A 4003-nucleotide genomic window follows, 5' to 3' on the forward strand; every position below is an offset into this window, starting at 1 on the left:
CTACCCCTGGAGATGTACGCCGGGTGGTGGGGGACGACACCGGGCCGTTCGCGGCGCCGATCGCGCTGAACGTCGTCCCGTGGGCCGGGTCGCTCACCGAGGACGGCTGGTCCTCCGAGGAGCGCAAGGTACGGGACGAGTCCCGCAAGATCCTCGGGCTGCCGAAGCTGCCGGTCGCCGTCACCTGCGTACGCGTCCCCGTCGTCACCACCCACTCGCTCACCGTGCACGCCCGCTTCCAGGACGAGGTCACCGTCGCCGGTGCCCGCGAGATCCTCGCGACCGCGCCGGGCGTCGTGCTGTTCGACGACCCCGCGGCGGGCGAGTTCCCGACCCCGGCNNCGACAACCTGCGCAAGGGCGCGGCCCTCAACACCGCGCAGATCGCGGAGCTCATCGCGGCCGAGTGGACGCCCCGCACCTCGCCGGGATCCGGCCCGGAGGGAAAAGCCGCTGGCCAGAGCGGGGCGGCTTTGTAGGATCCACGTCAGGACTGTGAGCCGGAAGACGGTCGCGCCGCCTTGTCCCCGGGCGGGTCGGCGTTCGAAGATTTTTCTCCCCGCACACCGCAACCGAGCGGCGTACGGGGAGCGTCTTTGCGGTCACCCTTCCCGGGTGCGCAGGCGTGTGACCACGGGCTGTAGCTGTCGTAAGCCTGTGGACGGGCGTGGGGACGCCCGTTTCATATGGGGACACTTCCTATGGGACATAGGGAACATAGGGGAAGAGCGGGACGTATGAGGGTAGATCAGGGGGCGCGGGCCGGCAGACGGCCGACCGCGCGACCCGGCGGGACCGGCGCGCGCNNCGTTTCTCCACCGGCGCGCGCGCCGGTGGAGAAACGATTCAGGCGATGCCGTCGGCGGCACCGGGGACGGGGGAGTCCTACGGGTATGACGTACCTGAGTACGACACGCGCTCCGTGCCGTGCGGAAAAGTGACGGCCGACACGTACAACCCCGCCCGGGGTACACGTGTCCAACTGACGTGGCAGAGGTACTCGACTTCACAGCGGCGACCGGTGGCGCGGCGCTGCGTCCGCCCCGCCGGACCGCCCGCCCCCGCGTCGCCGGGGCGCCCGGCGGCCTGCCGGTGATCGCGCCCATGCCCGCGACGCGGCCCACCCGCATCCCCGGCCCGCGTGCCGACGCCGACGACACCGTGGCCGCCGGTACGACCGTCGACCACCTCACCGAGACCTACCGGGCGCACTACCGCTCCCTCCTGGGTCTCGCCGCGCTCCTCCTCGACGACACCGCCTCCTGCGAGGACGTCGTCCAGGAGGCGTTCATCCGTGTCCACTCGGCGCGCAAACGCGTCCGCGACCCCGAGAAGACGCTGGCCTACCTGCGCCAGACCGTCGTCAACCTCTCCCGCTCCGCCCTGCGCCGCCGCATCCTCGGCCTGAAGCTTCTCTCCAAGCCGATGCCGGACATGGCCAGCGCGGAGGAGGGCGCCTACGACCAGCTGGAGCGCGACTCCCTGATCAAGGCGATGAAGGGCCTCCAGCGCCGCCAGCGCGAGGTCCTGGTCCTGCGCTACTTCGCCGACATGACCGAGGCCCAGGTCGCCGAGACCCTCGGCATATCCCTCGGCTCCGTCAAGGCGTACGGCTCGCGCGGCATCGCGGCGCTGCGTACGGCGATGGAGGCGTCGGCGTGAGCGGGGAACCGGACAGGGACGGTACCCCTCTGGAGGGACGGGGGGACTACCTGGGAGGTAGCCACCCCCCGTACGACACGGGCGGACCGCTGCCGTCGTACGGGACCGAACCGAAGCAACCAGACGCTGGGAACAGGACTGTGAACCACCACCTCGACGACCAGGGCCCGGACGGGCTCGACTCGGACGAGCTGGAGCTGCGCCGCATGCTGCACCGGGCGGTGGACGAGATGGCGCCGCGCGACGGCACCCTCGACCACCTGCGCCGGGCGGTCCCCGCGCGCAAGGCCCGCAAGCGGCAGGCGATCGTGGGGGTGGCCGCCGCGGCCCTGTTCGCGGGGGTCGCCGTCCCCGCGCTGATGACCGTCTCCGGCGTCGGCGAGACCGCGGACCCCGCCGTCGCGGGCCAGGCGTCCCAGACCGGTGGCTCCACCGGGGGAGGCAAGAACCCCGACGGGGGATCCGCCGGGAAGGTCGGCGAGTCCACCGGAGGTACTACGGGTACGGGGTCCGGGGAGCCCAAGGGGACCGGCGCCGGCAAGCCGACCCCGGGGGCCGCCGCCTCCAGCGGTACGGGGCCCTCCGCGTCGCCGGGTCCGACCGCGCCCGCCTGCGCCGCCGACCAGCTGGGCTCGGCGACCTCGACGGTGGACGGGCCGGACTCCACGGGCGTGGTGTACGGCACGTTCCGCGTCGTCAACGTCTCCACCACGAGCTGTACGGTCGCCGGGTCCGTCGCGCTCTCCCCCGCGGTGCAGGGCGCCGCCGACGCCACGAAGGTCGGCGTCACCGAGCACGCCGCCGGTGATGCCGCCGCCGCTCTGCCGGACCCCTCCCTGTACGTCACGCAGTTCGCGCTGGCGCCGGGGTCCGCGTACGACGTGAAGTTCGCGTGGGTGCCGTCGGCCTCGTGCCCCTCCGACGGGGGGACCACCGGGGGGAGTACCACAGGGGGAGACACCGGGTCCTCCCCGTCGCCCTCGCCGTCGCCCTCCGAGCAGACGACCAGCACCAGCAGCGGTACCACGGGTACGAGTCCGCAGCTGATGCGGGAGGACGGGGCCACGACCGCCGAGGGCAGTGTGTCGGTGACCTACACGGCCGACGCGGGGTCGCCGTCGGTCACGGCGACCGTGCAGGGCGCGTGCGCGGGGACGATCTACCGGACGGGTGTGCTGGCGTCGTCCTGAGGTGGGGTGAGGCGGAGCTGGTTCTGAGGTATTAGCGGGTTAGTACCGAAGGGCCGGCTTCAGAACCCTCGGCGTTCCCGCCGTCCGTGTCGTCCTCGGCGGTCAGCCCCAGCTCCGCGTCCCGCGCGGCCTCCACCTCGCGCCGCAGCAGCCGGAACCACATGAACACCACGAACCCGGCGAAGACGAACCACTCGCCGGTGTAGCCGAGGTTCTGGAACGCCTTCAGGTCGAGCCCGGTGTTGGCGGGCGCCTCGGCGGGCACGGTCGTCATCCCCGGGTCGGCGCTATCCAGCGTCACCCACGCGTCGTACAACGCGTACGGCACGAGGTTGACCAGCGAGGCGGTGCTGATCGCGCCGACCTGACCGGCCGGCAGCCCGCCGCGCGCGCTGACCCCGTTGTCCCCGGGCGTCTCGGACGCCTGGAGCGCACCGGTCACGCTGACCTCGCCGCGCGGCGCGGCGGGAGCCTTCGCGGCGCCCGCCTTGCCGGGGAGCCAGCCGCGGACGACGGGCAGGGCCTTCCCGGAGCCGGTCCGCAGCAGGGTGAGGACGTAGTACCCGTTCTTCTGCTCGATCTCCCGCCCGGGGACGAGGAGTTGCTCCCCGTAGTGCCCGGTGACGGTGACCCGCTTGCCCACGGTCGCCTTGTCCACCGGCAGCATCTCGGCGAGTGGCCGCGCGGGCTGCGACTTTCCCGTCTCCGCCGCCCGGTCGAGCGCGCGGTGGTCGTCCATCCGCGACTCGAACCGGCTCAGCTGCCAGGACCCCATGAACACGCAGAACGGGATGGCCAGCAGCACGAAGACGTTGATTCCCCACCAGCGAGGCGTCAGCAGAAACCGGTACACGCCTTCAACCGTACGCGCCGGGGTGGGCGGCGGGGGCGGCGTTGCCGGTGCGGGGGCTGGCGGGAACGGCGGCGTGGGCGGTCGGTGCGCCGGTGCCGTTGCCGGCGAGAACGGCGGCGACGGCGAGCGGGACCGCGACTGCGCGGAACCGGCGTCGCGGGGTGGACACGCTGGTGCTGGACATGACGTACCTCGTCGTTTCGTCGTGGTGGTGGGATCGGCCGGGCTGGTCAGGTGCCCGGTGAGGGATCGGCGGAGGGACGCCCGAGGCGGCTCCGCCCGGAGACGCCCGCTACGGG

5 protein-coding genes are annotated in these 4003 nt (G+C 72.9%); 3 read left to right on the forward strand and 2 right to left on the reverse strand.

The genetic code is table 11. The annotated features are described in order from the left end of the window. The 3 genes from AOK24_RS46885 to AOK24_RS38805 all read left to right on the forward strand — a co-directional run. A partial coding sequence (locus AOK24_RS46885; protein ID WP_276206885.1) for an Asd/ArgC dimerization domain-containing protein occupies window positions 1-340 on the forward strand: 340 nt, incomplete at both ends. Window positions 341-986: 646 nt separating this feature from the next. Next, on the forward strand, window positions 987-1661 hold the full coding sequence (locus AOK24_RS38800) for a SigE family RNA polymerase sigma factor (protein WP_206191344.1): 675 nt from the start codon (window positions 987-989) through the stop codon (window positions 1659-1661). A 140-nt stretch (window positions 1662-1801) separates the two neighbouring features. Then, entirely contained in the window at window positions 1802-2851 is a 1050-nt protein-coding gene (locus tag AOK24_RS38805; protein WP_055724634.1) for a hypothetical protein, read from the forward strand. A gap of 31 nt (window positions 2852-2882) precedes the next feature. Here the strand turns inward: AOK24_RS38805 and AOK24_RS38810 are convergent, their stop codons facing one another. Next, window positions 2883-3704, reverse strand: coding sequence for an SURF1 family protein (locus AOK24_RS38810; protein WP_055724635.1), 822 nt, complete (start codon window positions 3702-3704; stop codon window positions 2883-2885). Between the two features lie 4 nt (window positions 3705-3708). Beyond that, entirely contained in the window at window positions 3709-3888 is a 180-nt protein-coding gene (locus tag AOK24_RS38815) for a hypothetical protein (protein WP_055724636.1), read from the reverse strand. Window positions 3889-4003 lie beyond the last annotated feature (115 nt).

The organism is Streptomyces niveiscabiei (genome assembly GCF_001419795.1).
Taxonomy (GTDB): domain Bacteria; phylum Actinomycetota; class Actinomycetes; order Streptomycetales; family Streptomycetaceae; genus Streptomyces; species Streptomyces niveiscabiei.

Bases quoted from the DNA above. Each gene is read 5' to 3' on its own strand.
- AOK24_RS38815 (WP_055724636.1), bottom strand. From the start codon at position 3,888: ATGTCCAGCACCAGCGTGTCCACCCCGCGACGCCGGTTCCGCGCAGTC.